18 protein-coding genes and 1 riboswitch are annotated in these 21,261 nt (G+C 71.5%); of the genes, 13 read left to right on the top strand and 5 right to left on the bottom strand.

What is annotated here, in order from left to right:
* Positions 1 to 212 precede the first annotated feature (212 nt).
* A complete protein-coding gene (locus ACSMXR_RS34765) occupies positions 213 to 821 on the top strand; it encodes a hypothetical protein (protein ID WP_473170750.1) in 609 nt (202 codons plus the stop codon).
* Between the two features lie 84 nt (positions 822 to 905).
* Positions 906 to 3,515, top strand: a complete 2,610-nt coding sequence (locus ACSMXR_RS34770; RefSeq protein WP_473170751.1) for a PP2C family protein-serine/threonine phosphatase — start codon at positions 906 to 908, stop codon at positions 3,513 to 3,515.
* Between the two features lie 21 nt (positions 3,516 to 3,536).
* Here the strand turns inward: ACSMXR_RS34770 and ACSMXR_RS34775 are convergent, their stop codons facing one another.
* Positions 3,537 to 4,928, bottom strand: a complete 1,392-nt coding sequence (locus ACSMXR_RS34775) for an FAD-dependent oxidoreductase (protein WP_218523673.1) — start codon at positions 4,926 to 4,928, stop codon at positions 3,537 to 3,539.
* Between the two features lie 484 nt (positions 4,929 to 5,412).
* Positions 5,413 to 5,567, top strand: a riboswitch (cyclic di-AMP (ydaO/yuaA leader).
* A gap of 5 nt (positions 5,568 to 5,572) precedes the next feature.
* On the opposite strand from ACSMXR_RS34775, the gene ACSMXR_RS34780 reads away from it, so the two are divergent.
* Positions 5,573 to 6,406 carry a transglycosylase SLT domain-containing protein gene (locus ACSMXR_RS34780; protein WP_473170752.1) on the top strand — a complete coding sequence of 278 codons (834 nt, stop codon included), beginning with the start codon at positions 5,573 to 5,575 and terminating at the stop codon, positions 6,404 to 6,406.
* Positions 6,407 to 6,575: 169 nt separating this feature from the next.
* Complete coding sequence (locus tag ACSMXR_RS34785; protein WP_473170753.1) at positions 6,576 to 8,219, top strand: GMC oxidoreductase; 1,644 nt, start codon at positions 6,576 to 6,578, stop codon at positions 8,217 to 8,219.
* A 56-nt stretch (positions 8,220 to 8,275) separates the two neighbouring features.
* On the opposite strand, the gene ACSMXR_RS34790 is transcribed toward ACSMXR_RS34785, so the two are convergent.
* The 4 genes from ACSMXR_RS34790 to ACSMXR_RS34805 all read right to left on the bottom strand — a co-directional run bounded on the left by ACSMXR_RS34790 (position 8,276) and on the right by ACSMXR_RS34805 (position 14,032).
* Entirely contained in the window at positions 8,276 to 8,755 is a 480-nt protein-coding gene (locus tag ACSMXR_RS34790) for a carboxymuconolactone decarboxylase family protein (protein WP_473170754.1), read from the bottom strand.
* Complete coding sequence (locus tag ACSMXR_RS34795; RefSeq protein ID WP_473170755.1) at positions 8,752 to 9,831, bottom strand: NAD(P)H-dependent amine dehydrogenase family protein; 1,080 nt, start codon at positions 9,829 to 9,831, stop codon at positions 8,752 to 8,754. The genes ACSMXR_RS34790 and ACSMXR_RS34795 overlap by 4 nt, the downstream gene beginning before the upstream one ends.
* A gap of 131 nt (positions 9,832 to 9,962) precedes the next feature.
* Positions 9,963 to 12,914, bottom strand: a complete 2,952-nt coding sequence (locus tag ACSMXR_RS34800; protein ID WP_381851049.1) for a CARDB domain-containing protein — start codon at positions 12,912 to 12,914, stop codon at positions 9,963 to 9,965.
* Between the two features lie 164 nt (positions 12,915 to 13,078).
* The gene (locus ACSMXR_RS34805; protein ID WP_473170756.1) at positions 13,079 to 14,032 is read right to left on the bottom strand and encodes a UbiA family prenyltransferase; all 954 of its coding nucleotides are present in this window, start codon (positions 14,030 to 14,032) and stop codon (positions 13,079 to 13,081) included.
* Between the two features lie 118 nt (positions 14,033 to 14,150).
* On the opposite strand from ACSMXR_RS34805, the gene ACSMXR_RS34810 reads away from it, so the two are divergent.
* The 9 genes from ACSMXR_RS34810 (at position 14,151) to ACSMXR_RS34850 (ending at position 21,256) form a co-directional block, all read left to right on the top strand.
* Positions 14,151 to 15,203: a type III polyketide synthase gene (locus ACSMXR_RS34810; protein ID WP_137235076.1), complete on the top strand. Its 1,053-nt coding sequence runs from the start codon at positions 14,151 to 14,153 to the stop codon at positions 15,201 to 15,203.
* A 55-nt stretch (positions 15,204 to 15,258) separates the two neighbouring features.
* Positions 15,259 to 15,786: an isoprenylcysteine carboxyl methyltransferase family protein gene (locus ACSMXR_RS34815; protein ID WP_473170757.1), complete on the top strand. Its 528-nt coding sequence runs from the start codon at positions 15,259 to 15,261 to the stop codon at positions 15,784 to 15,786.
* Positions 15,783 to 16,799: an NAD(P)/FAD-dependent oxidoreductase gene (locus ACSMXR_RS34820; RefSeq protein WP_473170758.1), complete on the top strand. Its 1,017-nt coding sequence runs from the start codon at positions 15,783 to 15,785 to the stop codon at positions 16,797 to 16,799. Before ACSMXR_RS34815 ends, ACSMXR_RS34820 begins: the two co-directional genes overlap by 4 nt.
* A gap of 158 nt (positions 16,800 to 16,957) precedes the next feature.
* On the top strand, positions 16,958 to 18,604 hold the full coding sequence (locus tag ACSMXR_RS34825) for an MFS transporter (RefSeq protein WP_473170759.1): 1,647 nt from the start codon (positions 16,958 to 16,960) through the stop codon (positions 18,602 to 18,604).
* A 3-nt stretch (positions 18,605 to 18,607) separates the two neighbouring features.
* On the top strand, positions 18,608 to 19,063 hold the full coding sequence (locus tag ACSMXR_RS34830; RefSeq protein ID WP_030084954.1) for a VOC family protein: 456 nt from the start codon (positions 18,608 to 18,610) through the stop codon (positions 19,061 to 19,063).
* A 94-nt stretch (positions 19,064 to 19,157) separates the two neighbouring features.
* Positions 19,158 to 19,556 (top strand): DUF6221 family protein, encoded by a 399-nt coding sequence (locus ACSMXR_RS34835; protein WP_137235080.1) that lies wholly within the window; start codon positions 19,158 to 19,160, stop codon positions 19,554 to 19,556.
* A gap of 77 nt (positions 19,557 to 19,633) precedes the next feature.
* Entirely contained in the window at positions 19,634 to 20,500 is an 867-nt protein-coding gene (locus tag ACSMXR_RS34840; RefSeq protein ID WP_137235081.1) for a hypothetical protein, read from the top strand.
* A 1-nt stretch (position 20,501) separates the two neighbouring features.
* The gene (locus tag ACSMXR_RS34845; RefSeq protein ID WP_137235082.1) at positions 20,502 to 20,942 is read left to right on the top strand and encodes a hypothetical protein; all 441 of its coding nucleotides are present in this window, start codon (positions 20,502 to 20,504) and stop codon (positions 20,940 to 20,942) included.
* Positions 20,939 to 21,256 (top strand): hypothetical protein, encoded by a 318-nt coding sequence (locus ACSMXR_RS34850; protein WP_137235083.1) that lies wholly within the window; start codon positions 20,939 to 20,941, stop codon positions 21,254 to 21,256. Before ACSMXR_RS34845 ends, ACSMXR_RS34850 begins: the two co-directional genes overlap by 4 nt.
* Positions 21,257 to 21,261: the final 5 nt, after the last annotated feature.

Consider the following 21,261-nt stretch of genomic DNA (forward strand, 5'->3'; position numbering starts at 1 on the left):
TCGAGAACACCCACGTCACCGGGGGTGGGACGGTTCCAGCCCGGCGGGAAGCCGTGTCGTACTTGTCCGGCTCCAGGGCGGCGGCCCAGGCTGGAGCCCGTTCCCGTACCACCGCCGTACGGCTCCTCACCGGGCCCCGTACGAAGCGGAACGACGCCGTACGGGGCCGTACGAACCAACCGACCGCACCACCCGAAACGGGGAACCCGACCATGCGCACCCTCCGTACCGCACTCCTGGCCGCCGCGGCCGCGAGCCTGGCCGTCACCGCCCTGGCCCAGCTGCCCGCCGCCGCGGCCCCGGCTCCCGCGCCGAAGTTCCTCGGCGCGGGCCAGCTGCCCGCCTCCCTCACCCCCTGGACCGCCGACCCGGTACGCCAGGGGCTGCCCGAGGATGGGTCCGTGTGCACGGCCGGGATCGCCCCGGCGGCCGGCACCCGCCACCGGGACTTCCGCACGGAGCTGGACACCAACGCCCGCCAGACCATCACGGTCGCCGCCACCACCGCCAAGGCCAAGACGCTCGCCGCCGAGCTGCGCAGCGCCCTGGAGACCTGCCTCGACCGGCTGAAGGAGCAGGACCCCGGCCTGGAGGGGGAGGCGTTCTACCAGGGCCGGATCAATGTCGAGGAGGGCGCGCACGTCTACAGCATCGACACGTCCCACCCGGAGGTCGGCTCCACCGACATCGGGCTCTACTCCGTGGGCCGCGACGGCCGCACGGTGACCGTCGTCGAGTGGGGGCAGCTGGGCGAGCTGGACGGCGCGCCGCTGGCGGGGTTCAAGAAGACGACCCGTACCGCCGTCGCCAAGCTGTACTGATCCCGCCTCCGCGACCGGCCGCCACAGGGGAGTGGCCGGTCGCCGGAGGTGCGGGGTACCCCGGATCGGGAGCATGCTGGCTGTGTGACCCGGCACGAGACGCCCCGGCATCCCCCGCCCGCCGGAAACGGGACCGCGGCCGGGGGATACGACGGTGACCGAGCGCCCGACGAGCTGTCGCTCGTCCTCGCGCAGGCCCTCGTCAGCGCCGTCGAGTCGAGCGACGGCTACGCGGGCGGCGTCTACCTGCGCAGCGGGACCTCCGGGCTGCTGCGGCTCGCGGTGCTCGCCGGACTGCCGGGCCCGCTCTTCCGCCCCTGGTGGCGGATGCACGTGAACCGCCCGTTCCCGGTGTCCGAGGCCTACCGCACCGGGCGGCCGGTGCTGCTCGGCGACGCCGAGGAGGCGATGCGCCGGTTCCCCCAGCTGATGGCCGGGCTGCCGTTCCCGTTCGGTTCGCTGTGGGTGCCGATCACCGGGCCCCGGGGGAGCCTGGGCGTGCTGGCCGTCCTGCGGGCCTCCACCCCCGGCAAGCCCGTCGCGCCCGCCGACGGCGACCGGCTGCACCGCCTCGGTCACCGGCTCGGGGACGCGCTCACCGATCTGGAGCGGCGAGGCGTCGACTGCGTATGGGAGGCGGAACCGGTTCCCGTGCAACTGCCCGCCGCCACCGCGCCCCCGGTACGGGTCGGCCGCTTCGACTGGGATCTGCACTCCGGGCGGGTCGCCGCCGACGACGACCTGTGCGGGATCCTCGGGTTCGCGCCCGTCGCCTTCCCGGGCACCGTCGACGCGCTCGCCGGACAGCTGGTACCGGAGGACGTCTACGGGCTGTGGGCCCTGGCCCGGCAGACGGTGGAGTCGGCCGAACCGGTCGTCCGCCGGATGCGGCTGCGCGGTCCCGACGGCCGGTCCCATCTGCTGGAGCTGTCCGGCCGCTGGACCCATCCGCACGGCGACGACTCCTCCAGCCATCTGACCGGCTTCCTGGTCGACCTGGGCGCGGGCCCCGTCGTGCCGGAGGCCGCCGACCGGCTGCCCCGGGGCATCCTCTCCCTGGACCGGCTGGGGCGGATCACGTACGCCAACGGCCTCGCCGAGGAGCTGCTCGGCCACTCCCGGGCGGAGCTGATCGGGCATGTGGTGTGGCGGGCCCTGCCGTGGTTCGGGCACGAGGCCTACGAGGACCACTACCGGGCCGCCCTGATCGCCGACGAGCCCGTCCACTTCCTCGCCCAGCGCCCGCCCTCACGCTGGCTGTCGGTGTCCCTGTACCCGGGCCACGACGGGGTGAGCGTCGTCCTCCAGGCGACGGACCAGCCGGCCTACACCCCCGGCTCCGTGACCTCGCCGGGGCTGGGCATCGGCTCGACCGCCGACCGTTCCTCCGCGCTGTACCGCCCGGTGGCCCTCGCCATCGCGCTGACCGAGGCGGTCACGGCCCGTCAGGTCTCCGCGGTGGTCACCGAGGAGCTGCTGCCCGCGTTCGGCGGCCGTCAGCTGGCCATCTACCTGCTGAACGAGCGTCATCTCCATCTGGCCTGGGAGACGGGGTTCCCGAAGGGGTTCCTCGACCGTTTCGACGGGGTCGGGCTCGACGTCAGCATTCCCGGCGTGGAGACCCTGACCACGGGCCGCCCGATCTTCTTCGAGTCCATGCAGCGCCTGGCCGAGGCCTATCCGGGCATCCCGATCGACGCGGACGTCGGGGCGCGGGCGTTCCTGCCCCTGATCGCCTCGGGTCGGCCCGTCGGCTCCTGCATCCTCGGCTTCGACCGGCCGCGCGGCTTCAGCCCGGAGGAGCGTACGGTCCTGACGGCACTGGCCGGTCTCATCGCCCAGGCCCTGCAACGGGCCCAGCGCTACGACAGCGAGGCGGCGCTCGCCCGCGGACTCCAGGACGCCCTGCTGCCGCACCGGCTGCCGGAGGTCGACGGCGTCGACACCCTGGGCCGCTATCTCTCCGGCACCCAGGGCATGGACGTGGGCGGCGACTGGTACGACGTCATCGAGACCGGCCGTGAACTCGCCCTGGTGATCGGCGACGTACAGGGCCACGGGGTCGCCGCCGCCGCGACGATGGGGCAACTGCGCAGTGCGGTACGGGCGTTCGCCCTCAACAACTACGACCCCCAGGAAGTGATCAGCGGTACCAACCGGCTGCTCATCGACCTGGACCCGGGGCAGTTCGCCAGCTGCTGCTACATCGCCCTCGACCCGGCGACCGGCGTGGCCCGCGCCGTACGGGCGGGGCATCCGCAGCCCGTGCTGCGGCGGCCCGACGGCCGGACGGAAGTGCTGGACCTGCCCGGCGGCATCGTGCTCGGGATCGACGGGCACGCGGCCTACCCGGTCACGGAGATGCGGCTCGACCCGGGCGCGATGCTCGCCCTCTTCACGGACGGTCTGATCGAGCGCCCCGGCACGGACATCGACGAGGGCATCGAGCGGTTGCGCGCCGGCATCGAGCACATCGGCGCGGTCTCGCTGGCCGAGACGGCCGACCGGGTCATCGGAGAGGCCCGAGCGGCCACCGACCGCCCCGACGACATCGCGCTGCTGCTCGCCGCCCGGTGGGCCGAGACTCCGACGGTGCGCGAGCCCCAGGCGGAGCGGACCTTCGGACCGGACCTGTGGCGCACGTTCCGGGGGCCGGGTCCGGGGCACTCCGCAGCCCCGGACCCGGCCCCCTAGAAGGCGTTCGGACGCGTTTGATCAGGCGTCGGCGGGGCGCTCGGCCGGCACGAAGGCCTCGGAGGCCTCCAGCATGCCCTCGCGCTCCACGACCTTGATCCGCTCACGGCCCTGGGCCGCGCCCAGCGCCTGCTCGTGGGCGTCCAGCTTGTGCCAGCCCTCCCACGTCGTGTAGCGGACGCCGCGGCCCTCCAGGAAGGCCTCGACGGCCTCCGGTGCGGGCGCGGCCGGCTCGGGCAGGCGGCCGGCGGCGCGGTCCTCCAGGACGCAGGCGACCGTCTCGTTGGCGTCGCCCTTGGTGTGCCCGATCAGACCGATCGGACCGCGCTTGATCCAGCCCGTGACGTAGACCGAGGCCATGTGCTCGTCACCGGCGATGACCCGGCCCGCCTCGTGCGGGACGGTGCCGGAGGCCACGTCGAAGGGGAGCTTGGGCAGCTCCTCGGAGTAGTAGCCGACGGCGCGGTAGACGCTCTGCATGTCCCAGTCGGTGAACTGGCCGGTGCCCCGGACATTGCCGGTGCCGTCCAGCTCGGTGCGCTCGGTGCGCAGCGCGGTGACCTTGCCGTCCTCGCCGAGGATCTCGACCGGGGACTCGAAGAAGTGCAGGAACAGCTTGTGCGGGCGGTCGCCGACGTCACGGATCGCCCAGTTCTCCAGGGTCTGCGCGACCATGTTGGCCTGCTTGTTCTCCCGGCGGGTGGCGATGGAGCCCTCGTCGTACTCGATGTCCTCGGGGTTGACGATGACCTCGATGTTGGGGGAGTGGTCCAGCTCCCGCAGCTCCATCGGGCTGAACTTGGCCTGCGCCGGGCCACGCCGCCCGAACACATGCACCTCCAGCGCCTTGTTCTGCTTGAGGCCCTGGTACACGTTGTCCGGGATCTCGGTGGGCAGCAGCTCGTCCGCCGTCTTGGCCAGGACCCGGGCCACGTCCAGGGCCACGTTCCCGACGCCGAGCACGGCGACCTTCTCCGCGGTGAGCGGCCAGGTGCGCGGGACCTCGGGGTGCCCGTCGTACCAGGAGACGAACTCGGCGGCGCCGTAGGAGCCGTCCAGCTGGATGCCGGGGATGTCGAGCGCCCGGTCGGCCTCGGCGCCGGTGGAGAAGATCACCGCGTCGTAGAAGGACCGCAGGTCGTCCAGGCCGATGTCGTGCGGGTAGCTGACGTTGCCGAAGAGCCGGATCTGGGGCTTGTCCAGCACCTGGTGCAGGGCCTTGACGATGCCCTTGATGCGCGGGTGGTCGGGGGCCACGCCATAACGGATCAGGCCGAAGGGCGCGGGCATGCGCTCGAAGAGGTCGATCGAGACCCCCGGGTCCTGGCAGACCTCGGATTTGAGCAGCGCGTCCGCAGCGTAGATACCGGCGGGGCCGGCTCCGACAATGGCGACGCGGACGGGGCGTGTCATGGCGTGGTGATCCTTCGGGGCGGGCGAACGCGGGCAGGTACAGCGTACGTCGGAGGTAAGGGTTGGCTTACTAGTCTCCACCCCACACCGTAAGCGATCGCCGCGCGGGCCCTTCGACCGCCCCCACCCAGAGTGTCCGATTGGCCCGTTTCGTTATGCCCATATGGTCGATTTGGTTCTTTTGCTCTGTCTATCCGTAAAGGGGTTTCCAGGCTTTTTGGTGCATTTGGCTGGGTCGGTTTTCGCCATTGCCGCAAGCGAGTGGTGAGCGTCACGTCCGAGGGGACGGACGCAGAAGCGGAGGCATCGGTTCCCTTCTGTGCGAAGAAAGTTGACGCCGTGACGGTGCGGCCCGATCCGGGAATTCCGCCATTCGATCTTGCGGAGAAAAGGGAATCCGGAATGCGGGGCTTGTTCTGTCCCGCGTTTCTCGCCTACGGTCACCGTCAATCCGGATGGAACGCCGAATCCTGCCGCCGTCCGGGAATCCGAAACCCACTCACGTACGGCAGGAGCGGGGGACCCAGGTAAGTCGCCGAACCGTAACCGGAACGGCTTGGGGTGAAGTCGCACGACCGTGCGGCCAGACATCTCCCGTCTGAACCCGACAGCTCACCTCGCAGGCGCCGGAGAGGAAAACCCCCATGCCCGCAAAGGGTAAGCACCGCCGTCCCCAGTCCACCTCGCTGCGTCGCGGCCTCGCCGCCGTGACCACCGGCGGAGCCGTTCTCGCGCTCCCCGTGATCGGCGCCACCAGCGCCTTCGCGGCCCCCGCCCCCACCGCCGCGCCGCAGGCCGTGGCCCCCGCCGCGGTGGCCGCCCAGGCGAATTCCGCCGTGAAGGCCGCGCCCGCCCAGCATTCCGTGGTGGCCGGCGAAACTCTTTCCAAGATCGCTCGCGAGCATTCCGTCAGCGGCGGCTGGAAGAAGCTGTACGAAGGCAACCGGAAGATCGTCGGAGAGAATCCCGATCTTATTCACCCGGGTATCAAGCTGACGCTCGGAAACAAGGCCGCCGCCCCGTCGGACACCAAGTCCTCCAAGGCTTCCACCGCCACCGCACGCGGTGCTTCGGCGGACCGCGCCGACCGTTCGGAGCGTACGAACATCGCCCCGGTGGCGAAGGTCGCTCCGGCCGCCGAGAAGGCCGTCACGTACAGCAACGACCTCGACGGCTGGATCAAGGAATCGCTCGCGGTCATGGCCCAGCACGGCATCCCCGGCACCTACGAGGGCATCCACCGCAACATCATGCGCGAGTCCTCGGGCAACCCGGCCGCGATCAACAACTGGGACTCCAACGCGGTCAAGGGCACCCCGTCCAAGGGTCTGCTCCAGGTCATCGACCCGACCTTCCAGGCCTACCACGTGCCCGGCACCTCGACCGACAGCTACGACCCGGTCGCCAACATCACGGCCGCGTGCAACTACGCCGCGGACCGCTACGGCTCGATCGACAACGTCTTCGGCGCCTACTGATCCTTCGCGCCCGACCCCGAGGAGGCCCCGGACCACACGGTCCGGGGCCTCCTCGGCATGCCGGTCCTCGTGCCGGGCGGCACCGGGAAGTTACCCCCAAGTTTCTAGTGACTTACCACGCGATCGACAGTAGAACCTGTTGCACTCTGTCGAGAGTGAGGGATGTCACATGAGTGACACTACCATGCAGGACAGCGGGGCCAAGGGCGTCTCGCGTCGAAGATTCATCACTGGAACAGGTTCTCTTCTGGGGGTCGCGGCGCTGGCCGGGACCACCGCCCCGGTGTGGGCGAGCCGGAGGGCGGCAGCGGCGCCGATCGGCTCCGGGGCCCATGTGCCGGTCCTGGTCATCGGCACCGGATACGGCGGCTCCGTCGCCGCCCTCCGGCTCGCCCAGGCCGGTACGGACGTCCACATGGTCGAGATGGGCATGGCCTGGGACACCCCGGGCGCGGACGGCAAGATCTTCGCCAACACCACCAGACCGGACGACCGCTCCTTCTGGCTGCGGACCCGGACCAAGCAGCCGCTGAGCAACTTCCTCGGCTTCCCGATCGACAAGGACGTCAACCGCTACACCGGCATCCTGGACGCCGAGGAGTTCGGCGGCATCACGGTCTATCAGGGCCGTGGCGTCGGGGGCGGGTCCCTGGTCAACGGCGGCATGGCCGTCACCCCGCGCCGGGAGAACTTCGGCGCGATCCTCCCGACGGTGAACGCCGAGGAGATGTACGGCACCTACTACCCGCGCGCCAACAGCGGGCTGGGCGTCACCACCATCGATCCCGCCTGGTTCGACACCGTCGACTGCTACCAGTACGCCCGGGTCGGCCGAAAACACGCGCAGCGCTCCGGCTTCCCGTTCCTCTTCGTGCCCGCTGTGTACGACTGGGACTACATGAAGCAGGAGGCGGCCGGAACTGTACCGAGGTCGGCCCTGGACGCGGAGATCCTCTACGGCAACAACTACGGCAAGAAGTCCCTCCAGAAGACCTACATCGACCGGATCAGGGCCACCGGCCGGGTCACCATCTCCCCGCTCCACAAGGTCACCACCGTCACCCCGGCCCCCGGCGGCGGCTACACCGTGCTCATCGACCAGCTGGACACCGGCGGCCGGACCACCGTCACCAAGACCGTGACGGCGGACAAGGTGTTCTTCGCCGCGGGCAGCGTCGGCACCAGCAAACTGCTCGTCGGCCTCAAGGCCACCGGCGCTCTGCCCCTCCTCAACAACGAGATCGGCAAGGGCTGGGGCGACAACGGCAACGTCATGTGCGGCCGGGCCAACCACCTCTGGGATCCGACGGGGAAGGTGCAGTCGTCCATCCCGACCGGCGGCATCGACAACTGGGACGCCGGCGGAGCGTTCGCCGAAGTCGCTCCGCTGCCCACCGGCATCGAGACCTGGGCCTCCTTCTACCTCTCGATCACCAAGAACCCCAACCGGGCGCAGTTCACCTGGAACGCGGCGGCGGGCAAGGCCGAACTGAACTGGCAGACGGCGTGGAAGCAGCCGTCCATCGACGCCGCGAAGACCATCTTCGACAAGATCAACCAGAAGGAGGGGACGATCTACCGCACGGACCTCTTCGGTGTGTACAAGATCTGGGGCGACCACCTCACCTACCACCCGCTGGGCGGTGCGGTCCTGGACAAGGCCACCGACAACTACGGCCGGCTGCACGGCTACCCCGGCCTGTACGTCATCGACGGCGCGCTGATCCCCGGCAACACCAGCGTGAACCCGTTCGTCACCATCACCGCGCTCGCCGAACGCAACATCGAACGGATCATCGCGACCGATCTGTAGGCGACCCACGAAAGAGCCCGGGGCCGGGAGTGCCAACCCGGCGGCCCCGGACTCCGTCAGTGACCGGGCAGGACGCACACCGCGTCGATCCCCAGCACATGGTTGAGCCGCCCGAACGCCAGCCACGAGCCGATGCTCATCGTCAGCTCCACGATCTCCGCCTGGCTGTAGTGCGCGGTCATCCGCTCCCAGAAGGCGTCGTCCAGACCGTGATGGTCGAGCGTGTACCGCTCGGCGTACTCCGCCGCGAGCCGGGTCCGCTCGTCGAAGGCGTCGGTCGTCCGCCACTCGGTCACCGCCCCGGCGAACTCCTCCTCGACCTTCGCCCCGTCCCGCTCGGTCCGCCAGTCCAGGCAGAACAGGCACCCGTTGATCTGCGCCACCCGCAGTCGCGCCGCCTCGAACTCCCGCAGCCCCAGCGTCGTGTGCTCGTAGACGGACATCGAGAACGTGGCGGCGGCCATCCCGATCCCGGGCACCATCTCCCCCCACACATAGCCGATGGGCTCCTGGCCCTCCGGAATATCGATGATCATGCCGGTCTCCTTCCCAGCCTGCCGACCGCAGGCCGCAGCGGAACGTCGAGCGCGTCGTACAGACCCGGCTTCGCGTCCACCAGCCAGTCGATCGCCGAGACGAGCCGCCCGACCGCGGTGGCGTTCCCGCCCGCCGACCGGTTCTCGCCCTCGTCGGACGCCTCGACCGTCACCTCGATACGGGGACGGCCCTCGATCACCACCCGGTGCGCGCCCACCCCGTCGGGCGGCGACGGCCAGTCCGGGGCGCACGAGGGGTGGATACGGGTGATGTGCTCGATGACGATGCGGGGCTCGCCGTCCACGATGCCCTGCACCTCGAAGCGCACCGCGCCCTGGGTGCCCGCCGCGAACGCGCCCATCGTGCGGGTGCGCACCTCCTTCTCCAGGGCCCGGCGGTCCAGGGTCTCGCGGATCTCGTCGAGCTCGACGCCCAGCGCCCGCGCCATGAGCCGTATCTGACCGCCCCACACCATTGTCGGAACGCTCTCCGCCAGCATCAGCGGCTGGTAGTCCATCGGGTGCCCCATCCCGATCAGATGGCGCACCGACTCCTCCTGCTCGTACGTGGAGTAGTCGAAGATCTCCTGGCAGCGGACGACGTCCACCTCGGTGCCGAGACCGCTGACCAGCAGGGGCAGGACGTCATTGCCCCAGCCGGGGTCGACGCCGGAGACGAAGAGGGAGCCGCCGCCCTCGGCGACGGCGGCCAGAACCGGGTCCCGCAGCTCCGGCGGGGCGTTGCGCTGGTCGTAGAGCGGATAGAGGGAGGGCGTGACGACCACCGCGCCGGCCCGGATCGCCCGGCCGATGTCGGTGAGGGCGTCGTCGGGACGGATATCGCCGGACGCCGCGTAGACCACCGCGCGGGGGCGGGCGGCCAGTACGGCGGCGATGTCGTCGGTGGCCGCGACCCCGAGCGTGCGCTCGAGACCGCCGAGCTCGCCGGCGTCGCGGCCGACCTTGGCGGGATCGTGCACGAGGACGGCGGCGAGTGTCAGTGCCGGATGGGCCGCGACGGCGCGGATCGCCGCGCGGCCGACGTTGCCGGTACCCCAGACAACCGTGGGAATCATGCGCGGAGGGTAGCTCCGGGGCCTTGTACTTCCCAGAGCCGTGACACCACCAAATCCGCCGCTCCACAAGGGTGTTCCCGGGCCGACGGGGGATCCGCCGACCCGGGAACCGTACCGGGGTCCTGCCGGGTCTAGCGCTTCGCGCGGGCGCCGCTCGGGGTGCCGGCGATGGTGAACTGCGAGCCGGGCTCGATCAGTACGTCGCCGTCGCGCGAGTCGGTGATCGTCACATCGGTGAGCGTCGCGTTGCCGCGGGCGCCGCCCATCGCGAGGATGCCGGATCCGTTGTTGGACTTGTCGATCCGGACGTTCTCGATCGTGACGTCCGGCATCAGCCCGCCGCCCGTCTTGAACTGGATGCCGTCATAGGTGGAGTCGATGATGTCCGTGTCGCGGATCGTGACCCCGGGGATCGGCAGATTCTGCGGGAAGAGGGTGATCGCGCCGAACTCCTGGTCCTCGTTCCAGAAGGCTCCGCCGGTGCGGTACAGCGCGTTGTTGGCGATCAGCGTCTGCCCGGAGAAGGGCAGCGGGTCGTGGTCGGTCGCCAGCATGATGGCCGGGTAGTTCATGGTGTCGGAGATGATGTTGTTCTCGATCTTGTTGCCGTAACCCCCGTAGATCGCGATGCCGTTGGCGCGCCACGGCAGCTGGATGGTGTTGTTGCGGAAGCTGTTGTCGTGGCCGATGTCGACGGACTGGTCCTTGACGTACTTGCTGGACCAGACGGCGAGCGCGTCGTCGCCGGTGTTGCGGAACGAGGAGTTGTAGACCGTGGAATTACGGGTGCCGTTGGCGAAGTTGATGCCGTCGGCGTAGGTGTTACGGATCCGCATGCCGGTGAACTCGACGCCGTCGCCCGGGTTCCACAGCTCCTGGATGTTGTCGAAGTCGCGGCCGGCCCAGACGCCCACGTTGGCGTGCTCGATCCAGACGTTGCTGATCTTCGTGTCCTTGCCGAACCGGCCGTTGAGCGCGACGCCGCCCTCGTGGTTGCCGTCGCCGCCGCGGATGGTGCCGGAGCCGAAGATGGCGATGTCGGAGATCTGCGTGTTCTCGTCGATGTCGAAGCCGAAGTTGCCCTCGTGCGGGTGGTTGATGCCGCCCGCCTCGTGCGGCGGGGTCAGCGTGTAGAGCTGGGAGTGCCACATGCCCGCGCCCCGGATCGTCACGTCCCGGATGCCGACCTGGTTCCACTGGCCCCGGTCGAGCGGGTCGTCGGTCAGGATCTTCTGCTCCTGGCGCCACTGGCCCGCCGGGATCCACACACAGTCGATCTCGCCGTTCTGGTTCGCCGTCACCGCGCGCTGGATCGCGTCCGTGTCGTCGATCCCGTCGTTCGCCACCGCGCCGTACGTCGTGATGGATACACAGCCCGACGGCTGCGACGACGGCGCCGCCACCTGCTCCAGGTCGATCAGGTCGATGACGTAGAAGGAGGCGTTGTCGCTCGCGTCCCGCTGGAGGCGGAACTTGGTGCCCGCCGGGTAGGTCTGGGTGAGCAGGGCGTGGGACTCGTCGAACAGCCGCCGGGCGTCGCCGCCGGGGGTGTTGGTGAGTCCCTCGGGGCTGTCGGTGTTCCCGTACAGCCAGCTGTGCTTCGAGGAGAGGTCGAGCTTGCGGACGAACTCGCCGTCGGCGTACAGGCTGATGGTCGCCTCGCGGCCGCCACCGCCCGGAGCGTCCGGGATGGAGTTGCGGACGACGACGGAGTTCGACGGGGCGGTCGAGGTGAACTCCACGAACTCACCGGTCGAGTCGAGCCGCACCGACTCGCGGCCGGAGGACTCGGTGGCGTAGTTGGTGTGCCCGAAGGTGCGCACGGCGTCGGACTGCAGCAGTGTGCCGTCGTACTCGGCGTCCTCCGCCTCCAGTTCGGTGTACGGCACGGCCGCGCCGCGTCCGACGACAATGGAGCGGGCGAAGACGTTGTTGGTCTCGCTGGTCTCCGCGACCAGGTTCGTGGCGTCCGCGGTGGCGGTCAGCGTCGCGCCGCCGCTCGCCGCCGTCCAGCTGCCGCCCAGGGTGACGTTCGCGGTGGCGCCCGCCGCGATGGCCGGGGTGGTGCCGTTGAGCGTGGTGGAGCCGACGGTCAGCCGGGTGACGGTGCCCGCGCTCACCGCGCTGGTGCCGCGGTTGTGCACCGCCACGGTGAAGGTCACCGCCGCGCCGACCGCCGGGTTGGCCGGGCTGGAGGTGATGGAGCGGACCTCCAGGTCCGGGCCCGGGCTCTGCCCGACCACCAGCGGCGAGGCGGTGGTGCGGCTGTTGTTGGCGTTGTCCGACTCCACGACCGTGTCGGTCGGGTCCACGAGCGCCGAGACGGTGTAGGAGCCCTCCGGCCGCTTGCCGACCTCGACCGAGATCCCGGCCGATGCTCCCGCGGCGAGCGGGCCGACCGGGGCGCTGCCCACGACCACGCCGCCCAGGCTCACATTGACGGTCGTCGCGGGGGAGGCGGCCGAACCGATGTTGCGTACGGTCCCCTCGACCGTGATGTCATCCGTCTCGGACGGGGCGGACGGGCTCCAGGAAAGCGCGCTCACGGTGAGGTCGGGGTTGGGCGCGGCCGTCCCCAGGACCTGGATCTCGGCCACCTGGGCGCCCGGCGCCCCGGTGTTGGAGAAGAACCTGAGCTGGAGGTCGGCGACCCGTCCGTCGACCGGGATGGTCACCGTGTTCTGGTTGCCGCTCGGGTCGAACGCATAGCCGGCGCGGGCCCGCAGCGAGGTGAACGCGGTGCCGTCCTGGGTCCGGCCGAGCACCTGGATGTCCTGCGTCCGGCTCGCCCAGATCGGATCCGGGTTGAGCTTGACCACCACGGACTCCAGGTCCGCGTCGGCCCCGAGCTTCACCGTGAGGTCGGCGGGGAGCCCGTTCGACTCCCAGTAGCTGTCGACCTTGCCGTCGTTGGCGTTGGCGGCGGGGAATTCGCCGTGCGATCCGCTGGCGGTGACGGTCTTGCCGCGGGCCAGATCGGTGGCCTCAGCCGCGCTCGCGGTGACGGGCAGGAGTCCGACGGAGACCATTCCGGCTATCAGAAGCCCGGTGATCGACCGTCCGGTGAGTCGTTTCCATCTCATGGTGTCCTCTGCTTCCACAATATTTGAGGTGGCAAGTCAATCTTTTGCGGCCGGAGGTTCATAGATTTCTGCGCTGTTTCGGATTTGTCAACGGTCCTCGCATGGGCATGTCATTCGGGTGCGCGAAGTGACGTACCGTCAGATACGAGCTTGGGCAAGCCCGTTCAGGACCCGGCCGCGCCCCGGGCCAGCAGCAGCGCCAGATTCACCACCGCCACGGCCACCGCTCCGGCCAGCGCGGCCTTGCGCCACCGGTGGCCGAGCGCCGGGCCCACGAGCGCCGCCGCTCCGGCGAGGACCAGCGCCGCCGCACCTTGGGCGTCCACCGGTCCGGGCGGCCCGAGCGCCAGCACCGCCGTGGCGCCGAGGAGCGGCAGCGGCAGCAGCAGCCGGGTCCCCGCGTCGCCCAGCCGGTGCGGCAGCCCCCGGATTCCGGCCGCCCGGTCCGCCGCGATGTCCGGGAGCGTGTCGGCCAGATGCGCCGCGAACCCGAGCAGGGCCCCGGCCGCCACCGTCCACCACCGGGGCCACGGTCCGTCCGGCCGGGAGAGGGCGACCGCGGCGGGCAGGGCGCCGAATCCGGCGACGTACGGCAGCCAGGACAGGGCGGTCGCCTTGAGCCGCAGGTTGTAGAGCCAGGCGGCCGCGACCGCGGCGAGGTGCACCGTACCGGCGAGGATCCCGCAGGCCAGTGAGAGCGGTACGCACAGGGCGAGCGCGCCGCCCGCCGCCGCCCAGACCATGCCCGGTGTCACCGTGCCGTCGGCCGCGGGCTTCCCCCGGCGGCCCGCCCGGGCGTCACGCCGCGCGTCGTACGCGTCGTTGCACCAGCCCACCGAGAGCTGACCGGTCAGCACCGCCACCGTGACCAGCGCGGAGCGCGGTCCGCCGAGACCGGAGCCGAGGGCTAGGGCGCAGGCGAGCGCGGTCACCGCGAGCGCCGGCCCCGGGTGACACGCGAGCGCGAGCCCTGCGACCGGGCCCCGCCGCACCGAGCCGACCGGAACCGCGCCCACCGGAATCGCGCGGCCCGGAGCGGCGTCCGCCGGATCCGCGCCCGCCGGATCCGCTCCGGCCGTAACCGCGTCCGCCGGGCTCACCCCGTCCGTGGCGTCCATCGGGCGATCGTAGGGGCCTGTCACCCCGTCAATGCGGCGACCGGGCGGGTCCTTTGCCACGATTCATCACGTTCTGTGGGCAGGATGGGGTCATGACGCCACCGAAGCAGGAGGCAGGATGACCCGCATCGCCGCGGTGCACGGGGCCCTGCCGCCCCACCGCCACACCCAGCGCGAGGTCACCGACATGGTGGCCCGGACCTGTCTGCCGCCCGGCGCCGACCGCCGGGTCCTGGACCGGCTCCACGAGAACGCTCGCGTCCGCACCCGGCACACCGCGCTGCCGCTGGACGCCTACCGCGACCTCGACGGCTTCGGCGCTTCCAACGACGTGTTCATCCGGTCCGCCGTCGACCTCGGCGCCCAGGCCGTACGCGGTGCGCTGCGGGCGGCGGGGCTGCGGCCCACCGATGTGGACCTGCTGATGTTCACCTCCGTCACCGGCATCGCCGCCCCCTCCGTGGACGCCCGGCTGGTGGCCCGCCTCGGGATGCGGCCGGACGTCAAACGGCTGCCCGTCTTCGGCCTCGGCTGCGTCGCCGGGGCCGCCGGGACGGCCCGGCTGCACGACTACCTCCTCGGCCACCCCGACCAGGTGGCGGTGCTCCTGTCGGTCGAGCTGTGCTCCCTCACCTTCCAGCGCCACGACGCCTCGCCCGCCAACCTGGTGGCGACCGCGCTGTTCGGCGACGGAGCCGCCGCCCTGGTCGCCCTCGGCGGCCGCCGGGCCGTCGCCGGACCCGAGATCGTGGCCACCCGCAGCCGGATGTACCCGGACACCGAGCACGTCATGGGCTGGAACATCGGCTCCACCGGCTTCACCGTGGTCCTCGACCCCGCGGTGCCCGATGTCGTCCGCCGCTATCTCGCCGACGACGTACGGGAGTTCCTCGACGAACACGGCCTCAAACCGAAGGACGTCGCCCACTGGGTGAGCCACCCGGGCGGCCCCAAGGTGCTGGAGACCGTCACCGAGGTCCTCGATCTGCCCGACGGCGCGCTCGACGTCACCTGGCGCTCGCTGGCCGACGTCGGCAACCTGTCCTCCTCCTCGGTCCTGCACGTCCTGCGGGACACCATCGAGCAGCGCCGCCCGGAACCGGGCACGCCCGGGCTGCTGCTGGCCATGGGCCCGGGGTTCTGCTGCGAACTGGTGCTCCTGCGCTGGTAGGACGGAGAGACCCGATGGCCCGCCACCCGCGCCCGCCCGTGAACGGGAGCCCCGTATGACCTGGTACACCCTCCTGGTGCTGGCGGTCGCCGCCGAGCGCCTCGCCGAACTCGTCGTGGCCCGCCGCAACACCGCCTGGAGCCTCGCCCGCGGCGGCACCGAATCGGGCCGCGGGCACTATCCGGCCATGGTCGCCCTGCACACCGCCCTGCTGGCCGGCTGTCTGGCGGAGGTCCGGCTCACCGACCGTCCCTTCCCGCCCGTCCTCGGCTGGACCATGGTCGCCGTCGTCGTGGCCGCGCAGGCGCTGCGCTGGTGGTGCATCCGTACGCTCGGCCCCCGCTGGAACACCCGCGTCATCGTCGTCCCCGGCCTGCCCCGGGTCACCGGTGGCCCCTACCGGTGGCTGAGTCACCCCAACTACGTCGCCGTCGCCGCCGAAGGCCTCGCACTGCCCCTGGTCCACGGGGCGTGGGCGACCGCCCTGGTGTTCACCGCTCTCAACGCCGCGCTCATGGCCGTGCGGATCCGGTGCGAGGACCGGGCGCTGGCCCGCCTCCCGGCCATGGACGCACCGGCGTGATCGACATCCTGGTGGCCGGCGGCGGACCGGCCGGACTGGCCGCCGCGATCCGGGCCGCGCAGGCGGGCCTGGAGGCGGTGGTCGTCGAACCGCGCACCGCCCCCGTGGACAAGGCGTGCGGCGAGGGCATCATGCCCGGCGGCGTCGCAGCCCTGCGCGACCTCGGCGTCCGGGTGACGGGCCATGAGCTGCGCGGCATCCGCTACACCGACGGCCGGCGCAGCGCGGAGGCGGACTTCCGGGGCGGCCCCGGCGCGGGCGTCCGCCGCACCGAACTCCACACCTCCCTGCACGAGCGCGCCGCCGCCCTCGGCGTACGTGTCGTCGCCGGAAAGGCGGGGGAGATCCGGCAGGACGAGCGCACCGTCACCGCCGCCGGACTCACCGCGCGCTGGCTCATCGCCGCCGACGGCCTCCACTCGCCGCTGCGCCGCAGCCTGGGCCTCGACCGGCCGGTCCCCGGGCCCGGACGTTACGGGCTGCGCCGCCACTATCCGCTCGCCCCGTGGACCGACCACGTCGAGGTGCACTGGTCGCGGCACGGCGAGGCGTACGTGACCCCGGTCGGCGAACGCCTGGTGGGGGTGGCCGTCCTGAGCCGCGACCGCCGCCCCTACGACCAGCACCTGGCCGCCTTCCCCGCCCTCGCGGCCCGGCTCGCGGACGGCCCCGGGGCCACCCCCGTACGCGGGGCCGGTCCGCTGCGGCAGCGGGCGCTGGACCCGCGGGCCGGGCGCGTCCTGCTGGTCGGCGACGCGGCGGGCTATGTGGACGCCCTGACCGGGGAGGGCATCGCCCTCGCGGTGGCCACCGCCACGGCCGCGGTCGACTGCCTGACCGCCGGGCGGCCCGAGGACTACCCCCGCCGCTGGGCCCGGGCCACCCGACGCTACCGCCTGCTCACCGCGGCCCTGCTGGGCGCCGCCGGCCACCCGTCCTCGGGGCGGCTGATCGTCGCCGCTGCCCACCGGGCGCCCGCCGTCTTCCGCGCCGCGGTCCACGCCCTGCAGTGAGCCGAGAGGCCCGCGCGGACCCGCCGAGGGCTCGATTGGCGAGGCCCCGGGTTCCGTCATAACGTCGGTCGGGCGAACGTCCGCGTTCACCAGAGCGACGCGGAGACCGGCCGCTCCCACGGGGCGCACCGCCCTCGGCACGAGAGACGAACCGCACTATGACGGGATCCCACGCGACCCCCGCAGACACGGCAAAGACCTCTGACCGACACCGGGGCGGACTGGCGCTGCTGGTCATCGCCTCGTGTCAGCTGATGGTGGTGCTCGACGTCACCATCGTCAACATCGCGCTGCCGCACATGCAGAAGGACCTGGGGTTCTCCACCGAGAACCTCTCCTGGGTGGTCAACGCCTACACCCTGACCTTCGGCGGACTGCTGCTGCTCGGCGGACGCCTCGGCGACATCCTCGGCCGCCGCCGGGTCTTCATCTTCGGCGTGCTCCTCTTCGTCTTCGCCTCGCTGCTCGGCGGACTGTCCCAGGAGGGCTGGCAGTTGCTGGCCGCCCGCTCCCTCCAGGGGGTCGGCGGCGCCATCGCCTCGCCGACAGCCCTGTCGCTGATCACCACCACCTTCCGCGAGGGCCCCGAACGCAACCGCGCGTTCGGGGTGTTCGCCGCCGTCTCGGCGGGCGGCAGTGCGATCGGACTGCTCGCGGGCGGGCTGCTGGTGGAGTGGCTGGACTGGCGCTGGGTGCTGTTCGTGAACGTCCCCATCGGCCTGCTGATCGCCTTCGCGACCCCGCGCTTCATCCCCGAGTCCGAACGCCGTCCGGGCCACTTCGACATCACCGGCGCGCTCACGTCGACGGTCGGCATGGTGCTGCTCGTCTACGGCTTCATCCGCGCCTCCGAGGACGGCTGGACCGACCCGCTCACCCTCGGCTCGTTCGCGGCCGCCGTGGTGCTCCTCGCGGTCTTCATCATGGTCGAACGCGGCTCGAAACAGCCCATCACGCCGCTGTGGATGTTCCGTGACCGCAACCGCGCCGGGTCCTACGCGATGATGCTCAGCCTCGCCGCGGCGATGTTCGGGATGTTCTTCTTCCTCACCCTGTTCGTCCAGAACGTCCTCGACTTCAGCCCGCTGCGGGCCGGCCTCGCCTTCCTGCCGGTGAGCGCCGTCATCGCGGTCAGCGCCGGCCTGGCCTCGCAGCTGCTGCCCCGCTGGGGACCCAAACCCTTCATGGTGGTGGGCGCGCTCCTGGCCGCCGTCGGGCTCGGCTGGCTGACGCTGACCGACGTCCACAGCTCCTACCTCGGCTCTATCCTCGGCCCGATGCTGGTGTTCGGCTTCGGCATGGGCATGCAGTTCGTGTCGCTGACCCTGATGGCGGTCTCGGGCGTCGCCCCGAAGGAGGCGGGCGCAGCCTCCGGCATCCTCAACGCCACCCAGCAGGTCGGCGGCTCGCTGGGGCTGTCGATCCTGGTCACGACGTTCGGCACGGCCAGCCGCAACGAGGCGACCGACCAGGTGCCGAAATTCCTCCAGGAAGCCACGCCCGCCCAGAAACTGCAGTTCCAGAGGACCGAAGTGCTGCCGCCGCCCTGGGGCGACGAGGTCCTCACCTCGGGTGTCTCCAGCGCCTTCGTCGTCGCCGCGTGCTTCGCCGTGTTCGCCGCCCTGGTTGCCCTGTTCATCATCCAGGTCCGGCCCGCCGACCTGGCCCGCCTCCAGGGCAGCGCGACACCGCTCGCCGGGGAGACGGAAGCGGCAGCGGGGGACGGCGACGCGGACACACCACGAACCGCCCCGGACGAACCGGGGGCCGACCCGGACACCGACCGACCCGCGAAAGGGCACTGACCCATGGACTGGACCCTCGAAGTGATCGTGCTTCCCGTGACCGACGTCGACCGGGCCCGGGACTTCTACCGGGACAAGATCGGCTTCCACGTCGACATCGACGGCGAGGTGATGCCGGGCGCCCGCGTCGTCCAGCTCACGCCGCCCGGATCCGGGTGTTCGATCGCCCTCACCGAAGGACTGCCCAACCCGACCGGAGACCCGCGGCCGGGCACGTACCACGGCCTCCAGCTCTGCGTCACCGACATCGAGGCCGCGCACGCCGAGCTGGTCGGCCGGGGCGTCGAGGTATCCGAGCCGCAGCGGTACGCCCCCGACGACGGCGCGACCTTCATGTACTTCACCGACCCGGACGGCAACGGCTGGGCGGTGCAGGAGTACCGCCGCCGCGAGACCGAGCCCCTGCACAAGGTCCTCGCCGACCTGGCCGCGGGCGGTGCGGGGGACACGGTGGGGTGAACCGGATGCGGAGGTGGATCGTGCCGCGTCCGTTCCACCAGAATGCTCCCCGTATCGAGTGCAGAGATCCATCAGCGCAAGGGAGCGGCATCCAATGGCCGGCAACGCAGACATGGTGGCCTTCGTCAAGGCACGGCTCGCCGACGAGGAACAGGTCGCCCTGGCCGCCGGCGGGGACCGATGGCGGTGCCCGGCCGATGTGCCGGGCGAGGTCCACGACCGCACCGGCGGCGTGGCGTTCACGGTGCGCGGCCGGGGCTTCGACCAGCACATCGCCCTCCAGAACCCCGCGCGGACCCTGGAGCGCATCGAGACCAACCGCGTGATGCTCGGCGAATACGTCGAGGTGGCCGACCTGGACACCGACCGCCCGGCCGAGGACTTCCGCTCCGGCCGCGCGGTGGGCCTGGGCTTCGCCGTACGGCAGCTCGCCGCGGAGTACGCGAGCCACCCCGACTACCAGGCGCGCTGGCTGCCCCGGTTCATCCAGTGAATCCCGCAAGTGCCGGTGCACCGCGCCCTGTTGATCGATAGCATCTCCCCATCGGCCAACCCGGGGGAGCTGCGCGCGTGCCCGACGTCTGGGAGAACACCCGATCACGGTGGGAGAGCGTCCGGCACGCGGTGGACGGCGGCGGCCCGGGGCCCGGGCCCGGCGTGGCCACCCTGAACGGACGGCTCGGCCTCTCGGTCAACCCCATCGCCGTCACCGGCGAGGCGGGCGCCGGCAAGACCGTCCTGTACGACGCGCTGACCCAGTCGATCCGCACCGGCGACAGCGACAGCACCCGCAGCCCCGACATCGAGAAGCACGCCACGGTCCTGCGCTCCGGCAACCGCCGCACCCGGGCCGCCATCACCGTCATCCCGGGTCAGCTGTCCACCCAGCGGCAACGGGCCCTGCACGACACGATGCGGGGCGAGGCCTCCCCGCACGGCATCGTCCACGTCGTCTGCTGGGGGCACAACAAGATCTGGCAGCGCGCCTCCCAGCGCGACGTCCACGAGGCGCTCGCCGCCGACGGCGACGTCGACCAGGAAGCCGTACGGAACTGGCACCGCCGCAAGGAGGCGGCCGACTTCCGGCTGCTGGTCGACGCGATCATCGACGGACAGCTGGCCAAACGGCTGCGCTGGCTGATCGTGGCGGTGTCCAAGACCGATCTGTACTGGGACCGGCTGGACGAGGCGCGCGACCACTACATCCCCGGGCGGTCCCGCCGCGAGTCCCCGTTCGCCGCGCTCATGCGGGACCTGGAGAACGAGACGTCGCTGCGGCTGTCCGTCCTCCCGATGGCCTCCCGGCTGATCCGCCACCAGTTCCTGCCGGGGCTGCCCGTGCAGACCTCCCAGCTCGACGACGCGCAGATCGGTGCGCTGCGCACCCATTTCGGCCAGGAACTCCAGTCGTTCATCACCCAGCGGAACGGGGGCTGACATGGCCGCGATCGACGGCGGAGCGGCGTTCCTGCGGACCCTGGCGGCCGCGGAACGGCGACTGGCCGGCGTCCAGGCCCTGAGCGCCCGGCTGCGCCGGGTCCGCCGGCCCCGGATCGCCTCGGCCGCGCTCGCGGTGCTGATCCCGGTGGTGCTGGCGCTCGCCGCCGCCACCGGCGACGGGCCCGGGGGCGTGCTCGTCGTGGTCGGCCTGACCGTGGCGGCGCTCGCGCTCGCGGCCTGCGTCGCCCTCCTGCTGAGGATCGAACGGCCCCTGAACCGGCGGTTCGCCCAGGAGGAACGGGCCATGGTCGAAGAGGTCAACCGGATGCGGGAGCTGTTCACCCATGTCGCCGAGCGCGACCGGTGGGAGGAACGGCTGAAGCAGTCGGTCCGTGAACGCCTCTCCCGCTTCCCGGTGGAGAGCGGGGCGTTCCGGTGATCCGACGCCTGACCCTCTTCTTCGGCCTGGTGGCCTTCCCCGCCGCCCTGTTCACCTCGGCCGGATATGTACTGGCCACCCGAGAGCCCGGACCGTATCAACGGGCGTTCGAGGACCAGTGGGACGCCATCGCGGCCGGGTTCGCCGTCACCGTGTGCGGGGCGCTGGCCGTGGCCCACGGGATCCGGCTCTGCTTCAGCGTGCTCGGCGGCTTCCAGCCCGACAACGTACGCCGGGGAGCGCTGGCCCTGGTCGCCGGAGTGCTCGTCTGCGGTGTGGGGTTGCTGCTGCTCTGGCGGCTGCTGGCGCCCTGAGGGGT

The organism is Streptomyces sp. DSM 106670 (genome assembly GCF_055792845.1).